The organism is Chryseobacterium sediminis, assembly GCF_008386505.1.
GTDB lineage: Bacteria > Bacteroidota > Bacteroidia > Flavobacteriales > Weeksellaceae > Chryseobacterium > Chryseobacterium sediminis.
The window spans coordinates 220,606-240,168 of sequence record NZ_VUNZ01000004.1; the positions used below are offsets into that span (position 1 = coordinate 220,606).

Genomic DNA, 19,563 nt, shown 5'->3' on the forward strand with positions numbered 1-19,563 from the left:
TAGTATGTTTAAGAAATTCATTCGCAGACCAGTTCTGTCTATAGTAATCTCATTGATTATTGTATTTATGGGGATATTGTCATTGGTAAAACTTCCTGTGACGCAGTTCCCATCCATTTCTCCGCCTAAAGTAAATATTACCGCAGAATACCCCGGAGCTAACAACGAATTGTTGATTAAATCCGTAGTGATCCCATTAGAAAGAGGGTTAAACGGTGTTCCGGGTATGAAATATATGACCTCGGATGCAGGAAATGACGGGGAAGCTTCCATTCAGATTGTATTTGATCTAGGAACAGATCCCAACGTAGCTGCAGTAAACGTTCAGAACCGTGTATCTTCAGTGGTGAATAAACTTCCTCCTCTTGTAGTACGTGAAGGGGTAAAGATCACTCGTGAAGAACCTAACATGTTGATGTATATTAACCTGTACAGTGATGATCCTAAAGCTGACCAGAAATTCCTTTTCAACTATGCAGATATCAACGTAATGTCTGAATTGAGAAGGGTAAGCGGGGTTGGTTTTGCCGATATCCTGGGAACCCGTGAATATGCTATGCGTATCTGGCTTAAACCTGATAGATTAACTGCCTATAATATTTCCGCCGATGAAGTAATGGAATCTCTGAATGAGCAGAGTTTGGAAGCATCTCCGGGTAAAACTGGAGAAAGTTCAGGAAAACGCTCTCAGTCATTTGAATATGTATTAAAATATCCGGGTCGTTTCAACAACGAAAAAGATTATGGAAACATTATTCTAAAAGCAAAACCGGATGGTGAATCTGTAAGGCTGAAAGATGTTGCAGATATAGAATTCGGAAGTTCCATGTATGATATTTATTCCACATTGAACGGGAAACCTTCTGCGGCGATTACAGTAAAACAATCCTACGGATCTAATGCAAGCGATGTTATCAAAAACGTAAAAGCATTGATGAAGGATCTTGAAAAAAATAACTTCCCTAAAGGAATGCATTATGACATTAGTTATGACGTTTCAAGATTCCTGGATGCATCCATGGAAAAGGTAATCCATACGTTATTTGAGGCCTTTATTTTGGTTGCTATTGTGGTATTCCTATTCCTTGGAGACTGGCGTTCAACTTTGATTCCGGCACTGGCTGTTCCCGTTTCATTGGTAGGAACATTTGCAGTAATGTCTGCTTTCGGAATTACCCTGAATATGATTTCGCTTTTTGCATTGGTAATGGCGATCGGGGTTGTAGTAGATGACGCGATTGTAGTAATTGAAGCCGTTCATGCCAAGATGGAAGAAAAACATCTGTCTCCATTGAAAGCGACAGAAGAAGCAATGCATGAGATCAGTGGAGCAATTATCGCAATTACATTGGTAATGGCATCTGTATTTATTCCGATTGCATTTATGTCCGGACCGGTTGGGGTATTCTACCGTCAGTTCTCTATTACAATGGCTTCATCCATTATCTTATCAGGGGTTGTAGCACTTACTTTAACACCGGCTTTGTGTGCGTTGATCTTAAGAAATAACCACGGAAAACCTAAAAAGAAAACACCGGTTACCATCTTCCTTGATAAATTTAATAATGTATTTACAAAAGGAGCAGGAAGATATGAGAAGATGCTGAATAAAACAGTGACCAAAAAGACAATAACATTACCATTGTTATTAGCGTTTTGTGCCTGTACATTCTTCCTGAGCAACTCTTTACCATCTGGATTTATCCCGGCAGAAGATCAGGGAATGATCTATGCCATTATTCAGACTCCTCCGGGATCTACCTTAGAAAGAACCAATCAGATTGCCAAAGAACTTCTGAGAGAATCTGAAGACATTGACGGTGTACAGTCTGTTTCATCCCTGGCAGGATACGAGATTTTGACCGAAGGTACCGGATCCAACTCAGGAACCTGTCTGATCAACCTTAAAAGCTGGGAAGAACGTAAAGAATCCGCCGCAGAAATCATTGAAAAGCTGGAGGAAAAAGCCAAGAATATCCCAGGTGCCAATATAGAATTCTTCCAACCACCTTCCGTTCCCGGATATGGGGCTGCCGGAGGGTTTGAACTTCGTCTGCTGGATAAAGCAGGAAGTGGAGATTATCATAAAATGGAACAGGTAAGTAATGACTTTGTGAAGGAGCTTAAGAAGCGTCCGGAACTTGGATCTGCATTTACATTTTATTCCGCTAGTTTCCCGCAATATATGCTTAAGATTGATAATGATCTTGCAGAACAAAAAGGAGTCACCATTGAAAAAGCAATGGATAACCTGTCTACATTGATCGGATCCAACTATGAGACAAGTTTCATTCGTTTTGACAGGCCATATAAGGTAATCGTTCAGGCTGGACCTCAATACCGTGCATTGCCAACGGATCTTTTAAAACTATATGTTAAAAATGATAAGGATCAGATGGTGCCGTATTCAGATTTCATGAGATTAGAAAAGGTTTACGGATTATCTGAGATTACAAGACATAATATGTATAACTCTGCAGAGGTGAGTGGAACTCCAGCGCCTGGATATAGTAGCGGACAAGCTATTAAAGCAATTCAGGAAGTTGCTGATAAAACTCTTCCAAGAGGTTTTGGTATCGACTGGGCAGGTATTTCAAAAGATGAAGTAAGCCGTGGAAATGAAGCGGTGTTTATCTTCCTGGTGTGTCTAGGATTTGTTTACCTGATCCTTTCTGCACAATATGAGAGTTTCATCCTTCCACTTCCGGTAATTTTATCACTTCCGGTTGGTATTTTCGGAGCCTTTTTATGTTTAAAACTTTTAGGACTGGAAAATAACATTTATGCACAGGTGGCTATGGTCATGTTGATTGGGCTTTTGGGTAAAAACGCCGTGTTGATTGTAGAGTTTGCTGTACAGAAGAAGGCAGAAGAAGGAATTCCTGTAGCAAAAGCTGCAATTGAAGGAGCTGCTATTCGTTTCCGTCCGATTCTGATGACATCGTTTGCATTCATTGCCGGTTTGATTCCATTGGTTATTGCAACAGGGCCGGGTGCGGTTGGTAACAGAACCATTGGTACTGCAGCCGCAGGAGGAATGTTAATCGGAACTATTTTCGGATTGATGATTATCCCTGGGTTGTATTATATCTTCGGAACCATCGCAGATAAGTCGAGACTGGCAAAATATGAAGAAGAGAATCCTTTAACAGAACAAACTGAACCTTATGAACATGATGGAAAATTTGAAGACTAAAAATATAATTGCAGCCATTGCCTTATCACTTGTTCTTGCAAGTTGTAAGGCACCCATGGCGACTGTCATAAAAGACGAGGTAAAAGAAAATATTCCTCAGAACTTTAATCAGGAAGAACAGCAGGATGCTAATAATAACAGCGGAACAACACCATGGCGACAGTTCTTTACAGATCCAAACCTGGTAACTCTGATTGAAACTGCTTTAAAAAATAATCAGGAGCTGTTAATCACTCTTCAGGAGATTGAAATTGCTAAAAGTGGTGTTCTGGCTAAAAAAGGAAGACTTACCCCTACTGTTTCAGCAGGAATAGGTGCCGGATTGAAAAAAGCCGGCCGTTACACCAGTGAAGGAGCAGGTGATGCCACTACAGAAATAGAACCCGGAAAAGAAATGCCGGATCCACTGGGTAATTTTGAAGCAGGATTAAATGCAAGCTGGGAGATTGATATCTGGAAAAAACTGAGAATTGAAAAAGAATCAGCAGTAGCTCACTATCTTTCTACTGTGGAAGGTAAAAACTTTGTTCTTTCTAATCTTATTGAAGAAGTTGCTGATAATTACTATGAATTGTTGGCTCTTGATAACCAGTTGGATATTATACAACAGTATATCAAACTTCAGCAAAGAGCGTTGGAAATTTCCAAAATTCAGAAAGAAGCTGCGGCTGCAACGGAACTGGCCGTGAAGAAATTTGAGGCAGAATTGGCGAAATCCAAAGCAGCAGAATATACAATCCGTCAGCAGATCACTGAGAAGGAAAATGAAATCAATGCGCTGTTAGGAAGATATCCACAACCGATTGTGAGAACAAAGGAAAACTTTATGTCTACTATTCCTCCAACGGTTTATACAGGAATTCCATCACAATTGCTGGCAAACAGACCTGATATCAAGCAGGCAGAACTGGAATTAAAAGCTTCAAAACTTGATGTAGAAGCAGCAAGAAAAGAATTTTATCCCTCTTTGGAAATTTCTGCAACATTAGGATTAGAGGCTTTCAAACCATCATATCTTGTTAAACTGCCGGAATCAATTGCTTACAATCTTGCAGGTGAATTAGCAGGACCACTGATTAATAAAAGTGCCATAAAAGCTAATTTCCAGACAGCAGATGCAAAACAGGTTCAGGCATTGTATGAATATGATAAAACTATTTTGAATGCTTATCTGGATGTTGCCAATCTAATGTCTAAAGTTAAAAATATAGATCAGTATTATCAATTGAAATCTCAGGAAACCAAAGCCCTGGATCAGTCTATTGATATCGCGAATCAGTTGTTCCGTAACTCCAGAGCAGATTATCTTGAAGTTCTTTTGAATCAGAGAGACGCGCTGGATGCTAAAATGGAACTCATAGAAGCGAAGCAGAAACAGCTCAACACAGTAGTTGACATCTATAAAAGTTTAGGTGGAGGCTGGAAATAAAACATCATAATTCTATCAATAAACAGTTAATGTTTTTTGGAAGGGTCAATTCTTTTGAGTTGGCCCTTTTTTTAATGCGACAAGTTTTGTCGTTTTGCGTATGTATTTTTGTCATCATAAGATAAAGTCAAATATAAATAAGCAAATCAAATAATAAATATTATGATTTATGTTAAATCGCATCTTTGGGATTTCTATGTCTTAAAAAGTGTTAAATTTGCGAAGTTTTAAACAAAACTAATTACTAACTCAGAAAACAACATTGGAATGAAAAAATTCTATATCGGTGCATTTACTTTATGCACGGTCTAGGGCATATCTGCTCAGGAGGTGGTATGGCAGAAAGACATCAAATCCTCTACCCAGGATTTTCTTAGCCAGGTTACCACAACAATTGATCAGCAATATTTAATCACGGGAAGCTCTATTCAAAGCAATAAGCAGCAAGCTTCAGGCAGTAAGCAGAATAATGGTTACGATTTCCATTTGGTAAAACTTAATCAACAAGGAAATGAAGTCTGGGAGAAATATTTCTCAGGATCAAACCACGACTATTTATCAGCAACAGTTACCACACAGGATGGCGGATTTCTATTAGCCGGAACATCTTATTCAGGAAAAGGATTAGATAAAAAAGAGGATTCAAAAGGAGGTTCAGATATCTGGCTGATCAGAATCAATGAATTTGGTGATGAATTGTGGCAGAAAACCTTAGGCAGCTCTTCAGATGAAGAAGCCAGAGCTGTGATTCAAACTACAGATTTAGGATTCTTTGTTACCGGCAATGTGCAGAATTCCTCGAAAGGCTATGGTTCTAAAGATGTATTAATTACAAAGTTAGACAAAGACGGAAAAGAGTTATCTCAACTAATTTTAGGTGGAAAAGGCTTAGACGAAGTAGAGAAGATGATTCCAACGAAGGATGGCGGAGCATTGCTTGGAATTTATTCCAGAAGTTCCGAGGTTCGTGTTTCGGGATCTGAAAAGGGGTCCGGAATGCGAGATGCGGATTCTGTGTCAAACATTCAAAACTCGAATCCCGTATCCCGAAACTCGAAACAAACTGAAAACTTCGGGGAAGGCGATTACTGGATCGTAAAGCTTGACAAAAACGGAAAAGTAGAATGGGAAAAGAACTTTGGAGGAAAAGGAGATGATCATATCAGAACTTTGGCTTTAACTTCAACAGGATTTATTATTGGTGGAGAATCCAGATCAGAGAGATCAGGAAATAAAACGGTAGGAATAGAAGAGGGAACAGACCTTTGGCTGATTTCTTTAAATGAAAAAGGAGATGAACAGTGGCAGAAATCTTACAATTTCAAAAACAGAGACATCTTAATGAGTATGAGCGTTCTTCATTCCGCAGATGACAAATCTTCCAAGGGAATTCTATTAGGAGGATATACTCAGGCAGAAGGAAGAATACAGACTGATGATGAGACCTTCTGGATGCTTTACCTGGATCAGAATGGCAATGAACAGTGGAGAAAACATGTCAAGGGAGAATCCAGAAAGAAGGAAGAAAGACTTTCTGACTTAAAACTGAACAGAGATGGTTCAATTGTTCTGGCAGGAACCAGTGCAGAAGAATTGGGTAAAGAAAACTGGAAGATCGTAAAACTGGGTGACAAACAAGTTGATCAGCTCATTGAAAAATATGATATCAAAATCTATCCAAACCCAGTTTCAGATTATGCTTATGTAGAAATTGGCTTTGATTTCAAAGATGCTGATATTCTGTTGTATGATATGTCTGGTAGACAGCTTCAGAGTATTAAAACCAAAAACAATGTGACTAAGATTAATACCCAGGCTTTGGTTCAGGGAGCTTATCTGATTACTATAAAAACTGATACCAACAAAACGGCGAACGCTAAACTAATTAAGAAATAGAACATAATAATGAAAAGAAATATAACCAGTTTGTTTTTTTGTCTGTCTTTAACTACAGCAATAGCACAAACTACGGGAAGCAAACAATCAACCCTTCCCAATATCATTCCTCCCTCTGCGGAATCTTATAAACTGGGAGCTTTTGGAAATCTTCCGGTAAGCCTTTTTACGGGGAATGCCAATGTAGATATTCCTGTTACATCCTTTGATACAGAAAGTATTAATATTCCAGTCAGGCTCAATTATTTTTCCAATGGAATCAAAGTAGACGATATGAACGGCTCTACAGGACTCGGCTGGAATCTTATTTCGGGAGGTGTGATTACAAGGGTAATAAGAGATCTTCCTGATGAAGACAATCAGTCCAATATAAATATTCCGACCAACATCGGTGATCTGGGTGCTAATACTACAGCAGCCATGCAGTTTTTCCAGGATGCCTCTTTCGATGATATAGATACAGAACAGGATTTATACATGGCGAGCTTTGGAGGAATACAGATCAAATTCGTATTTGATAAAAAAGGAATTCCGGTTATTTATTCCCAAAAAGATGTGGTCATTGAGGGGGCAAGTGGAGGAAATTCTTTTACCATAACAGTAGATAATGGAACCAAATATTATTTTACAGATAAGGAAACCACTTCCAACCGTACTGCCGGGGCGGGACATTCACTTATCTCCATTTCTACAACTGCCTGGTATTTGACGAAAATTGAGGACGTAACCAGTGGAGAAACGGTATTTATTGAAAATGTGGATGGCGGGTATACCGCTACAATGAGCCAATCACAAACTTTATCTTATACATCACCTAACGCAGGTCCTATGACGTCTAGTTGTGGAAACCCTGCATTTATCCGCTATCCGCAGGTAAGTGAACTGATGAGCCATAATCAGACCGTTACCGGAAAACAGATCAAACGAATTTATAGTAATAATCCTTCCTATGGCGAAATTATTTTTGATTATCTGCAATCGGCAGGTAGTGGAGATTATAAAAGACTGCAAAAAGTTACAAAAAAGGTTAATGGCAATATCATCAATGATGTTACCCTTAATTACAATCTTACCGCTAATAACCGTCTGTTTTTGAGTTCTGTAGTGGATAGTGTTTTAAATACCACCTATGGATTTCAGTACAATTTACCGGATGTATTTCCTCAAAGGCTTTCCTTTAGCAGAGACAGCTGGGGATATTATAACGGAATGATCGACAATACCAACCTGGTTCCTTCCATACCTGAAGTATCAATGTGGAGTTCATACAACGGAGCTGCGCAGCAGGTTAGTCCACAAAATACGGCTATTGGAATACTTCAAAAGATTGTCTATCCTACGAAAGGATCTACAGAGTTTACCTATGAAAATAATACCGCGATTGAGAAAAATGTAATGCTCAGTCCATCGGAAAGGACAGGGACTCAGATCAAAGCCACGGCAGATGATACTAACGGTCATGTTGAAAATACAGTGGCTTTTACCCCGCTCCGAACAGAAGATATTACTCTGGGAGGGAGTGCCCAGTTTAACAGCTCATGTGATCCTGCTGAACAGGTCGCCGGAAAACACCGGGCAATTGTTAGCCTGCTCAAAGCTAATGGCCAGGCGGTTCCATTATACTATAAAAGTCCTACCGGGATTGTTACCGATGCAGGAAATTCGGTTACTTTTCCTACTAATAATGGAGCTGAACTTTTCGCTCATGTTCAAAAAGATGAGCCTTTAACCCTTAAACTTTGGACTCTATTTGTTTGTACCCGCTCTACGGCGTCAGCAAGTTATACCACCAAAGAGGCTGTTTACGGAGACAAAGAAGGACCAATTGGCGGCCTGCGAATTGCCAAGATTACAGATGCTACAGAAAATGGGGTGGCAACAACCAGAAAATTTGTTTATCGTGATTTGAATGAACAAAATACGGAAGCTGTTGTATTGCGAACCCCGGCATTTCAGGAGCAGCTTCTTTTTACAAGAACCTGTAGTACAAATAACCCTAACCTTCCAAGTGGATCTGTACCTACAGGAGTAGAAAGATTTCCGTACACGATGGTGACTTCTTCCAATATTAACCAGCTCTTTGCTACTCATCCCAATGTATTTTATAAAACAGTTCAGGAAATTGTAGAGGGAAAATCAAATATTATCCATAATTATTCTATCAGTTCAGATGATTTTGGAAAAGTAATTCATGGGGACAATATCCGAAACTCCGTCTGGACCAACTTTGGCTGGAATAACGGGCGCGAAATTTTTACCAAATACCTTGATGTCGGTAATAATATGGTGCGTACTGTGGAGATGAATTATGAAGAGGATAACAGCCGAAAATACCAGGTAGACGGGTTTTCGATCAGAAAAAATTATGATAATCCAGTGACCAAGAATGAGACAAAGCTCTGTACGGCAGAGGATGTGGTAAAAACCATTTCCTATACCTATTGTACTGCGAGTCATTCTCACAAATATAATGCAGTAGATGGGTATAAAAACTGTCATGCAGCAGGTGCTCAAAATACGACTCAAACGTATAATGATGTTTGCTTTGGTAAGCCGGTAGGTTTAATTACCTATGAAGATAAATTAGATAACCTTGATATCGTACAGTACAAAAATATCTCCCATTTTGAATACCTGAAGTCCCAGAAAACAATAGATTACCTGAACGGAAATGCGATGAAAACGGAAACTCAGTATTTCTATAACAATCCTAAACATACCCAGCTGACCAGTCAGAAAACCATATTCCCGGATCTGTCCACAAAGGAAAAAACATATCAGTACGCCCATGAGAAAAACAACCAGCTGATGATTGATAAGAATATGGTAAGTATTTCTTTGGAAACCAAAGCACAGCAAACCGTAGATAACATTACTAAAGTAACATCAAGGGAAGAAACAATTTATCCAACCGCTCTCCCTCATGCGATTACTGGGAATTTAGTACTTCCATTGTCTGAATATTCTTACGATACTCTGAATCCAGCAATTTCCTCTAAGGAGGTTACCTATGAAAAATATGATGAGAACGGAAATATTCTCCAGTACAGGGAAAAAGACGGTACCCCTGTAAGTATTGTCTGGGGGTATAACAAAACCAAACCGATTGCAAAAATTGTAGGCTCTACCTATAGTCAAATCGAAGGAATGATAAGTACTATCGTAGCCAAGTCTAATGAAGATGCCGCTGATCCTACCAAGGAAGCCGATCTGTTATCAGCTCTTGATGCCTTCCAGCCTGTGGGAATGATTACCAAGTATACCTATGATCCTTTGGTGGGGGTAACTACTATTACGCCACCATCAGGAGTTAGAGAACTCTATGTATATGACACTGCTAACCGATTGAAACAGGTTCAGGTAAGAGAAAGAGATAATGCAGGAACATACAGTTTTAAGGTGGTCAAAGAATTTAAGTATAATTATAAGCAGTAAACACCAATGAAAAAAATTAAAATTTTAGGTCTGCTGTTTACAGCAATGGCAACCTATGCGCAAAGTAAAACAGAAAACTATATACAATCCAAAACCTGTCTAAGCGGTGACTGTACAAAGAAAACAGAGACCATTACCTATTTCGATGGACTGGGAAGACCCAAGCAGATTGTCAGTGTAAAAGCGACTACCACGGGAAAAGACCTGGTTACCCCTATTACCTATGACGGGTTTGGAAGACAGGATAAGGATATCCTTCCTGTTCCTGCAACTACACTCAATTCAGCCATTCATACCGGGATTGTGAATGAAACTGCTGCTAATTCTTATTACGGTGTCACCAATGCCTACACAGAAAAGGAAATTGAAAAATCTCCCTTAGACAGGGTAAAGCAGTTGGCTCAGCCGGGTGATCCCTGGAAGATGAGCAGCGGACACACCCAGAAATTTAAATATGAGGTGAACCTCGGGACAGAGGTTAAGAAGTTTATTACGAGTACAACCACAGGTACAGTAGGGGCGGATAACAAAACTGTTTCTTCTGTGTCCCTAACGCCGGGCAGTATTTTTTATAATGCTGGCACTTTATACAAGAATACTGTAACGGATGAAGATGGAACTCCTGTCATAGAGTTTCAGAATGGACGCGGTGAGACTGTACTGGTGCGTAGAACAGACGGATCGCAGAACATCGACACCTATTATGTTTATAACGAATACGGGCAAAAGGCATTTGTAATACCTGCTTTGGCCTTGCAAAAGATTGAACAAAATAATAATGTGGTTACCACAGATATTTTGAACACCTATTGCTACCAGTACCGATATGATGGATTAGACAGACAGGTGGAAAAAAGGTTGCCGGGAAGAGACGATTGGGAATCTGTGGTGTATGATGCTGCTGACCGTCCGGTGCTTACTCAGGATGTTAACCTGAAAAATAAGGGACAATGGCTGTTGACCAAATATGACGCTTTTGGCCGTGTTGCCTATACAGGGCTTATTACTGGAGGGGACAGAGCCAGTATGCAAGGCCAGATCGCTAGTCTTGTTATCAGTGAAGAGCCAACTGCCAATGGATTTGCCAAAGATGGCATTGTATTGTATTATACCAATAATTTCCTTCCGGGTTTTACTAAACTGCTTACCGTCAATTACTATGATTCTTATCCAAGGGATGCAAAGGAGTTTCCACCTGCGAAAATCCTCGATCAGTTTGTAGTCAACGAAGACAAAACGCTTAATGGAGGTGTCAATACCCAGGGTCTACCTACAGCTTCTTATATAAAGAATATTGAAGATGATAACTGGACCAAAACTTATTTCTATTACAATACCAAAGGTGGAAAGGTAGCTGAGAAAAGCTGGAATCATTTAGGAGGATATACCAAAAAGGAATTTAAACTTGATTTCTCCGGTGCTGTGGATGAAAGTTATACCTATCACAAAAAAGGAAGTGCAGATGCGGAAGTGGTTATCAAAGAAAGATTTGTATACGACGACCAAAAAAGACTTCTGAAGCTCTATCATAAGGTGAACAGTCTAACAGAAGAACTTATGGTAGAAAACATCTACAATGACCTGGGACAGCTTACTAATAAAAAGACAGGTAATACCACGGGTACCCCTTTGCAGTCTATAGACCAGACCTACAATATCAGGGGATGGCTTACCAAAGTGAATGATCCTACGAATTTAAACGGGAAGCTTTTTGCCTATGAAATTAAATACCATAACCCTGTATATTCTACAGTTTCTACCGGGAAATACAATGGGAATATTGCAGAAATAGATTGGCAGGCTGCTGATGGAGGAACGCTTAGAAGATATAATTATCAGTACGATGGATTAGAACGATTAAAAAACGGGATCTATTCTGAACCCAATGCAACGGTTCCAAAGAATAATTATTACAATGAGGCTCTTACTTATGAGGTTAATGGTAATATCCAGAGCCTGAAAAGAAATATGCTGCTCCAGAATTTAGGAGCTCAGGTGATGGATGATCTTTCTTATGTCTACTCTGGAAACAGGCTTACTTCTGTCACAGAAACTTCTGGAAATTATAATGGTTATCCTGATTCTTCCGGTAACCCCATCTCCTATGATGCTAATGGAAACATGACAGATCATGTGGATAAAGGCATTTTGCAGATTGATTACAATTATCTGAATCTGCCTGATTATGTCAAGTTTGATAAAACCTATGTACCGCGAAACCTGAATCCAGGAGTGTTGGACTATAATGTAAATACGAAGTACTTATACAACGCAGCTGGAGCAAAATTGAGAAAAGTGTATACCTATGCATCAGGCAGAGGACAGATGGAAACCATTGACAAAACTGATTATCTGGATGGATTTCAATATACCAATGATGTTTTAAATTTTGTACCTACCTCAGAGGGGTATTATGATTTCGTTCAAAATAAGTATATTTACAATTATACAGATCATCAGGGAAACATCAGATTGGCGTATTATAAAGATGCTTCCGGAAACCTGAAAGTAGACAGGACTACAAATTACTATCCGTTCGGATTGGAGTTTGGAGATTATTTAGGGACTTCTCTTTCCATATCTCCAAACTATAAGTATTCATCCCAAGGACAGGAGAAACAACAGGAAACAGGATGGAGTTCTTACCGATGGAGAAATTATGATGCTGCCATGGGTAGGTTCTTCAATGTTGATCCATTAAGTGAAAAATATGCTTACCAATCACATTATAATTTCTCTGAAAACAGAGTTGTTGATGGAAGAGAATTAGAGGGATTAGAGTGGCAAAGTACTAAAAGAGAACAGGACCTACCTGGAGACCCGATAGAGTTTGCAGAATTCATAGGTGGAGGAATTAATAGCATAAGAGCAGCCTTCTCAAACAATGTTGTAAGAACAGCTAATGTAATTACCAATGATGCCATACGAAATAAATATGTAGTTGATGAAGATGGTGGTTTAACTCTTTTGACTGGTGTTCCTAAAGAATCCTTTAAAGAAAAAGTTGTAAACGGTTCTTTTGATTTAGCCACTTTAGGAATGGCAGCTTTTGGTGGACCTGAAGGAGCATTAACAGCACAAGGAGGTAAGGCTCCGGCTTTAAAAGCAATACAAGAAGCTAAAGCTGCTGCAAAGCAATTAACAGGAAAAGCTAAGGCCGCTGCTGAAGGAAGAGTGATTGCTAAACGAGGATCATTTAGGAAAAAAACTTTGAAAGATGCTTGGGATAACGCAAAAGATGGCACATTACCAAATACAAAAATGTGTCCGACATGTAAAAAGAATGTTAAGGGAAATCCACACAAAGGAGAAAAAAGAAGTGGTCCTGATGGTTGGGATGCAAGCCATTATCCTTCGTGGGTAAATAGAAATCATGATGGAATGACAAGAAAGGAACAATTAGATAATTATAATACAGGAGTAGAAGTAGAATGTTTCGGCTGTAACCGATCCGCAAAAGATAACGATTCAAGATTTCACAGATGAAAATAGTAAAGCACCTAGAAAAATATATTGGTGAAATATCCAATGCCATAAATATTACAGATAAGAGATATGAAGTTACAATATCAGTATATGAGAATATTCCCTTTGAAGAATTAAGAACATATTCAACTTTAGGGCTTAATCGCTACTTTGTTGGTTATTATTTTGAATTTATTCTCGTATGTGAAAATAAGTTTAGTAAAGATGAAATAGCTTCTTTCTTAACGAGTTTTTCTGAATACGTAATAGAACAAAATATAAATGTTCAGAGAGGTGATGTTATATCATTTGATTTTACGATGACTTCGGAGACTAAAATGAATTCATTATATTTTACTTTACCTTTTTATTTTGATGAACATTTACAACAGCTTGATTTGGAGGACAGATCAGTCATTTTTCCACTGATAATTCCAGTCTATAATGAAGAAGCTCAGTTGATAAAAGAAAAGGGATGGAATAGTTTTGAAGAATTTCTGGAAGAAAATGAAATTGATAATCTTTGGGATTTGAATAGGGAAGTTTATGTATGGTAAGATTTGTAAAAGATTATGTAAGACTATCTCAATGACCCGATGTGGCAACTTATAAAATTTAGGGTATTGTATTATAATACCCTAAATTTTTATGCTGGCCATACCGATCAGGTAGGAAACATCAGACTAGCGTATTATAAAGATGCTTCCGGGAACCTGAAAGTAGACAGGACTACCCATTTTTATCCTTTCGGATTGGAGTTTGGAGGAGATTTAAGTACTGCTAATTCAATATCACCAAACTATAAATACTCTTCCCAGGGACAGGAAAAACAAACGGAAACAGGATGGAGTTCTTACCGCTGGAGGAATTATGATGCAGGGATGGCGAGGTTCTTTAATGTTGATCCATTAAGTGAAAAGTATGACTATCAGTCACATTATAATTTCTCAGAAAACAGAGTAGTTGATGCAAGAGAGCTCGAAGGCTTGGAAGCTAAAAAGGTAAATGAGGTTAGCCTTCCTGGTGATCCCGTAGAATTTGCCGAATTTATTGGTGGAGGGATTAATAGTATAAGAGCAGCTTTTTCTAATAGTGTTGTAAGAACAGCTAATGTAATAACTAATGATGCTGTACGAAATAAATATGTTGTTGATGAGGACGGTAGCTTAACTCTGTTAACTGGCGTTCCGAAAGAATCCTTTAAAGAAAAAGTAGTAAATGGTTCTTTTGACTTGGCTACTTTAGGGATGGCAGCTCTTGGTGGGCCTGAAGGTGTGCTTACAATGCAAGGAGGAAAGGCTCCAGCCATAAAAGCTGTTGAAGAAGTTAAAAATTTACAAAAAGCAGGAAGAACCGGTAAACAGGCAAGACTAATAGAGCTAGCAGAAGAACCTAAGCTAGGGAAAGCTGATAAGGGTTGGTTAAAGTCTGATATAAATAAAGTTGCACAAGGAAAGAGAACTACAATCAGAAACCCTCCCGGAAAGGATTTGGCCCATGAAAGAGGACGAGAGGCTGCGAAAGGCTATTCTTATAAATATTCTCATTTACAAGATAGGAGTTTACATAGGAAACAGCACAAATATGAATAATGGAGGAAGAAAGAATAAAGAAAGACCTGTAGAAGGTGAAAAATAAAATTAATATTATGCATAGCAAAGAAATCGAAAACATTTTAAAATTAGAGCCTTTTAAAAGATATGAATATTTTATAAAGAAGGCCGCAGACTTTGAACAGCTTTGGACAATTATTGATCAGGATGGAGATTATGTTATTTCAGAAATTGATGAATTTAGTCTTATCTCGTTTTGGCCATCTGAAGAGTTTGTTACATTGTATTTGGAAGAAGGTTGGCAAGATTGTAAACCTTTAAAATTGACTATAGATGATTTGAAAGAAAATGTATTCGATATTATTAATTCTGAAAATTATTTAATAAATGTGTTCCCTATAAATGGAAGATCAGGATTTGTAGTAAGTCTCGAAGAATTTAATCGAGATTTGCAGGAAGAGCTAGATAAAATAGAATAATCCCAGTTTTTTTACCCACATTAGAATAGAAACAGCCCTTGCTGAAATGCAGGGGTTTATTGATATGGATCATAAATGCATATGATAAAATACAAAGGAATTGAAATACATATTGTAGATAGTCTTTACTTGGAAACAAAAGGATTAGATTCTTATATAAGTAAAGAAATCAGAGTTGCTATTGTTAATAATCAACCTGAAAATTATATTGACGTTATTAAATACATTATAGATTATATTGTAGATAGTAAACCGACCATATCTGAAAACCAAAATATTGGTTATTATTCATGGCTTTTACAATTTAGATTGGATGAAGATAACTGCTATGATATATATGAAGCAAACTCTGATGGTAGTAGTTTTAATAAAGGTTGTGATACGGCAATTTCAGTTGTCAGGCAGCAAGGGGAAATATGCTGGCAACAAAATCTTATTCCTCTCTTTCCAAACTTCAGTCAGTCCGTAGTTATATCAGATGGTGTTTATGAAGGGAAAGACATCGAAGGAATTAGATATGACTCACCTCAAGATGAGAGTGGATGGTACCTTATCACGGATGACTATAATGACGATATTAAGTCATTAAAAATGGTGCATTTTTATCATGTTGCTTTTGCTCGTCCTGATATTTTAAAGTATTTAGCCATACCATTTGGATACAGATTTATCATGAAAGAAGGAAATATTGGAATATATAAGGATGAGGAGGAGTAACTCCCAATTAGAATGATATCATTAAAAGAGAGTAAAGGATATGCAGATATATGGTTTGATGAAAGCCTATTAATAGAAGATTAAGAATAGAAGAGCATAATATGTGTTAATGAAATTATAGCATGGGTTTATTATCCGTGCTATTTTATTAAATAAATATATTTACCACTGTGCAGATCAGGTAGGAAACATCATATTAGCGTTTTACAAAGATGTTCCGGTAGCCTGAAAATAGACAGAACTAACCATTTTTATCCTTTGGGATTAGAGTTTGGTGGAGAGTTGAGTACTGCTGTTTCAATAACACCTAACTATAAATGCTCTACCCAAGGGACAGGAAAAACAAACGGAAACAGGATGGAGTTCTTACAGATAGAGGAACTATGATGCTGCGATCGGAAGGTTCTTTAATGTTGACCCTTTAAGTGAAAAGTACTCTTACCAGTCTCATTATAATTTTGCTGAAAATAGAGTTGTTGATGCTAGAGAATTGGAAGGCTTAGAAGCAGTATTAATAAATGATACCACAATCGAATGGAGAATAAAGATTGATAATAAGTTAGGAACTGATTATAATAAAACACTTTTGCAAGATGCTTCGGCTATTTTAAGCCAAAATGGAATGACGGTGAATATTATTGAAGATGCTGAGGCGAAATTTACGATTGAACTGGCTAAGCCTGTAGCAAAGTTTACTGCAGATGGAATGATTTCTATAACCAATGGATACAATATACCTGATGGAAATATTTATGATGGTCAAGTTACATCAAAAGACAGTCCAAGAACATTAGCACACGAACTTAGACACAAAGCAAGTTTGCCACATATATTCGCTGAAACAAGTAAGGTTGAAAATACTAAAGAGAACCAAAAAAATTGATGAATTCTGATGATAATAATAAGGTTGAATTACGAGATACATCAGGAACAAATCTAACTCCATCTCAAACAAAAGATATAAAGGATCACATTAGAATTACTAATGAAAATAGAGAAAGAAAAGAAAAAGAGCAACAAAGATTAAATCAAACCCCTAATTAGAATGAAAATTAATAAAAAAATATTTTTCGTTACAAGTTTTTTAATATTGAATCTTGTTTCGTGTCAGACTAAAAAAATAATTACTTATGCTAAATATGAAAATTTAGATACAGAAAAAAAGAAAGAAGTTGATAAAAGTCTCAAAGATATATTAGAGTATTTAGCAAAAAAAGAGAATGAGATTGTCTTATTATTTCAGTATAATTGTTTTTATAATAAAAAATTAGAAATTAATAAAAAATATAGTTTGGATTTTCCTAAGGATTCAAATAATGATCATTATGGTCAAAAATTTAAATTGGTTAAAAAAGAAGAAGGAGCTATCAAAATAAAAGTATCTGATGGCAAAGAATTTTTAATCAATCAAAAAAAAGGGTTTGATTATATAGGTGTTTGTTACTATGAAAAAGAAGATAAACTATATGTAGAATACTTTGATTATCCTCGAATTTTAGCTATTGAGTAATTATAATTTTTCTGAAAACAGGGTTGTAATTATTATAACAAGAATGATGGATTTATGGGAACTTCAATTGGAGGTGAAGATATTGAAGCAAAAGATCCGTCAAAATCGAGAACAAGCACCATTGATAGATCGAAAACAATTACCACGTCACCAATAAATAATTTAAAATGAAATATTATACTTTTATATTGCTAGTTTCTCTTTCTTGTTGTGAGCAAAGAATATCTAACAAAAGTGAAAATAACATTACTGATAAAGAGATTGCAATTTCTGTAGCTGAAAAAAAATGGGAAGAGGTTTATGGAAAATCTACAATAAATAAACAAAAACCGTTCGTTGCAGAAAGGAAAAATGATAGTATTTGGACTGTGCATGGAAACTTTCCTAAACCACCAGTAATAGGAGGTGTTGCTTATGCAGAAGTAAATGTAAAAACTAAAGAAGTGATTAAATATACACACGGAGAGTAAATAGATTGTATTTTATAATTTGCTGGTTGTTTTCATATACAGACTGAGAGTAGCCAGCTCAAACAACAAGCAATCTAAATGGTTGCTTGTTTTATGCCTCAAAAGAAAATAATATTTACAACTATACAGAAGAATCAGATTAAAATACTAAATATCAATAATTGTGCTGACTTTGTTATAAATACTGTAATAGCAGGAGGTGTCAAATTACCAAAAACTACAAGTTCATATGGTGGATTCAAAGGACATAATCCGGGTGGTTTAGGAGAAGATATAAGAGAACAAAATAATAATATTCGCAAGGGAAAAACCCCTGAAGGTAATTCAAAAACACCAAAAAATAAAAATAATGAGAGCGATAACAATAGAGTTAAAAGTATTGGTTTGTAGTTTAGTAGTTATTTTTTTCTGCTTTTGCTGTTCGAAACCAAAGCAACAGTATAGTAACCCGGTTTTTGCAACTTTTTTTAATGAATTAAGTAATGAGAGTGCAGAAAAATTTTATGACTCTTACTATAAAGATAAACCAAAAGAGTATAAGGAGGGATATATTCAAGTATTAAAGGAATTTAATAAATATAATTGTGAATTTACTATTACAGATTATAACTCTTATAAAAGTAAAAAGCCTAATTTAGATGGTATAACTGAAGGTGTTTATATTCTAGAAAACAAAAATCTAAAAGTTCCATTTTTTATTAAAATTGAAAATAATAAAGTAAAATATTTACTTTCAATAAGCAAAGGAAAAGAGGATATTATTGGTTGGCTTTAAAAGTATGTTTGAAACTATTAGTAGATAGAAACAATTACCATGCCCCTGCTAGCGCATGCATAGATAAAATTAAAAACCACTGCAAAAGCAGTGGTTTTATTCTTTTCCTATGAGCTTTATACCCAAGCTTCTTATCTGTCATGCAATTTTTCATCCATTTAATATCCGGCAAAATATTCCTGTGATACCTGTTAAAATGTCGGGAACTAGTTTATAAACTGTCTCCAGCCACTTCAGAAATGCCTTCAACTACTATAGCAGGCCTCTTGATACACATCATTAATTTGTTATAACCATTTTGTAAACTATCTTCATACACTTTAAAATGGCCTTCAAACACTATTATAAGTATCTCGAGACACTTGATCAAGTGCCGGGATTCATTCTGTAAACTGTCTCGAGCCCCTTCGGAACAGCCTCGAACTACTTCCTTAACGGTCTCCAGACCGTTCTATGAGTACCTTTACCCACTTATCAAAGTGGCTGGAGACCGTTAAGGAACACCCTCTAGCCCCTTATATAACTGGGTGTACCCCCTTACTCAAGGGGGTAGAGGGGGTTAGTGAAGGGGGGAGAAGGATATTAAAGTACTGATAATCTCATTTTCCACTACGGGTTTTAGTAATTAAAACAAATCG

General features: G+C 37.0%; 15 protein-coding genes. All 15 read left to right on the forward strand.

Features of this window, described 5'->3' with window-relative positions; genetic code table 11:
- Positions 1-4 precede the first annotated feature (4 nt).
- The gene (locus FW780_RS19105; protein ID WP_149835226.1) at positions 5-3,196 is read left to right on the forward strand and encodes an efflux RND transporter permease subunit; all 3,192 of its coding nucleotides are present in this window, start codon (positions 5-7) and stop codon (positions 3,194-3,196) included.
- The gene (locus FW780_RS19110) at positions 3,168-4,625 is read left to right on the forward strand and encodes a TolC family protein (protein ID WP_149835227.1); all 1,458 of its coding nucleotides are present in this window, start codon (positions 3,168-3,170) and stop codon (positions 4,623-4,625) included. Before FW780_RS19105 ends, FW780_RS19110 begins: the two co-directional genes overlap by 29 nt.
- A 315-nt stretch (positions 4,626-4,940) precedes the next feature.
- A complete protein-coding gene (locus tag FW780_RS19115; RefSeq protein WP_407643682.1) occupies positions 4,941-6,521 on the forward strand; it encodes a T9SS type A sorting domain-containing protein in 1,581 nt (526 codons plus the stop codon).
- Between the two features lie 9 nt (positions 6,522-6,530).
- Positions 6,531-9,956, forward strand: a complete 3,426-nt coding sequence (locus FW780_RS19120) for a hypothetical protein (protein ID WP_149835228.1) — start codon at positions 6,531-6,533, stop codon at positions 9,954-9,956.
- Positions 9,957-9,962: 6 nt separating this feature from the next.
- Complete coding sequence (locus FW780_RS19125; protein WP_149835229.1) at positions 9,963-13,442, forward strand: DUF6443 domain-containing protein; 3,480 nt, start codon at positions 9,963-9,965, stop codon at positions 13,440-13,442.
- Complete coding sequence (locus FW780_RS19130; protein ID WP_149835230.1) at positions 13,439-13,978, forward strand: suppressor of fused domain protein; 540 nt, start codon at positions 13,439-13,441, stop codon at positions 13,976-13,978. The genes FW780_RS19125 and FW780_RS19130 overlap by 4 nt, the downstream gene beginning before the upstream one ends.
- A gap of 66 nt (positions 13,979-14,044) precedes the next feature.
- Entirely contained in the window at positions 14,045-15,013 is a 969-nt protein-coding gene (locus FW780_RS19135) for a polymorphic toxin type 8 domain-containing protein (RefSeq protein ID WP_241676947.1), read from the forward strand.
- 56 nt (positions 15,014-15,069) lie between these two features.
- The gene (locus tag FW780_RS19140) at positions 15,070-15,453 is read left to right on the forward strand and encodes a DUF2750 domain-containing protein (protein ID WP_149835232.1); all 384 of its coding nucleotides are present in this window, start codon (positions 15,070-15,072) and stop codon (positions 15,451-15,453) included.
- Between the two features lie 81 nt (positions 15,454-15,534).
- Positions 15,535-16,170: an immunity protein Imm33 domain-containing protein gene (locus FW780_RS19145; RefSeq protein WP_149835233.1), complete on the forward strand. Its 636-nt coding sequence runs from the start codon at positions 15,535-15,537 to the stop codon at positions 16,168-16,170.
- Positions 16,171-16,660: 490 nt separating this feature from the next.
- Positions 16,661-17,053 carry a hypothetical protein gene (locus FW780_RS22595; protein ID WP_149835234.1) on the forward strand — a complete coding sequence of 131 codons (393 nt, stop codon included), beginning with the start codon at positions 16,661-16,663 and terminating at the stop codon, positions 17,051-17,053.
- On the forward strand, positions 17,053-17,214 hold the full coding sequence (locus FW780_RS22520; protein WP_167510759.1) for a hypothetical protein: 162 nt from the start codon (positions 17,053-17,055) through the stop codon (positions 17,212-17,214). Before FW780_RS22595 ends, FW780_RS22520 begins: the two co-directional genes overlap by 1 nt.
- Before the next feature lies 1 nt (position 17,215).
- Complete coding sequence (locus FW780_RS19155) at positions 17,216-17,680, forward strand: hypothetical protein (protein WP_149835235.1); 465 nt, start codon at positions 17,216-17,218, stop codon at positions 17,678-17,680.
- Positions 17,681-17,847: 167 nt separating this feature from the next.
- A complete protein-coding gene (locus FW780_RS19160) occupies positions 17,848-18,150 on the forward strand; it encodes an NTF2 fold immunity protein (protein ID WP_149835236.1) in 303 nt (100 codons plus the stop codon).
- A gap of 93 nt (positions 18,151-18,243) precedes the next feature.
- The gene (locus FW780_RS19165) at positions 18,244-18,540 is read left to right on the forward strand and encodes a hypothetical protein (RefSeq protein ID WP_149835237.1); all 297 of its coding nucleotides are present in this window, start codon (positions 18,244-18,246) and stop codon (positions 18,538-18,540) included.
- Complete coding sequence (locus FW780_RS19170; RefSeq protein WP_149835238.1) at positions 18,500-18,925, forward strand: hypothetical protein; 426 nt, start codon at positions 18,500-18,502, stop codon at positions 18,923-18,925. The genes FW780_RS19165 and FW780_RS19170 overlap by 41 nt, the downstream gene beginning before the upstream one ends.
- Positions 18,926-19,563: the final 638 nt, after the last annotated feature.